Source organism: Ruegeria sp. CE9 (genome assembly GCF_056537425.1).
In genome coordinates, this window is the sequence record NZ_JBQFRO010000117.1 from 1 (window position 1) to 720 (window position 720).

The 720-nt window shown below is 55.0% G+C and carries 2 protein-coding genes; both read left to right on the plus strand.

Translation table 11 applies throughout. From position 1 onward, the window contains the following. Positions 1–476: ABC transporter ATP-binding protein C-terminal domain-containing protein (locus ACR0B3_RS24410; RefSeq protein ID WP_480811298.1), on the plus strand; the 476-nt coding region annotated here is incomplete at its 5' end. Further along, positions 473–720 (plus strand): ATP-binding cassette domain-containing protein (locus tag ACR0B3_RS24415; protein WP_480811299.1); only part of this gene is annotated, 248 nt, incomplete at its 3' end. The genes ACR0B3_RS24410 and ACR0B3_RS24415, both read left to right, overlap by 4 nt.

Genomic DNA, 720 nt, shown 5'->3' on the forward strand with positions numbered 1-720 from the left:
GCCAATCGGGGGAAACGCTGTGGAACACATGGTTTGGCCGCAAACGCATTGCTGAAGAAGAGCGCGCGCTGAAAGCCAAGGCTGATGAAGTGTTGGAGTTTCTAACCATTTCCCATCTCGCAGATCATCCGGCAGGCGCGATTTCTGGTGGCCAAAAAAAGCTGTTGGAACTGGGCCGCACGATGATGGTGGATGCAAAAATCGTGTTTCTAGACGAGGTGGGTGCAGGCGTTAACCGCACGTTGTTGAACACGATCGGCGATGCGATCATCCGCCTGAACAAAGAGCGCGGATATACATTCTGCGTTATTGAACATGACATGGATTTCATCGGGCGGCTTTGTGACCCTGTGATCGTGATGGCCGAAGGGCGCGTTTTGGCCGAAGGCACATTGGACGAGATCAAAGCAAATGACGATGTGATTGAGGCCTATCTTGGGACAGGTCTAAAAAATAAGGACAAGATCGGGGCATGAGCGAGACATCACCCTTTTTGATCGGCGAGGCGATGACGGGCGGATATGGCAAAGGGGCCGATATCCTGCACAGCTGCACCATCGCAGTCGAGCGCGGCGAGATCGCCGTCATTGTGGGCCCTAATGGCGCGGGCAAATCGACCGCCATGAAGGCGGTCTTTGGCATGCTGTCGCTGGGCGAGGGGCGTGTTGTGTTGGATGGGGATGATATCACCGCACTTTCTCCGCAAGATCGCGTTGTGCG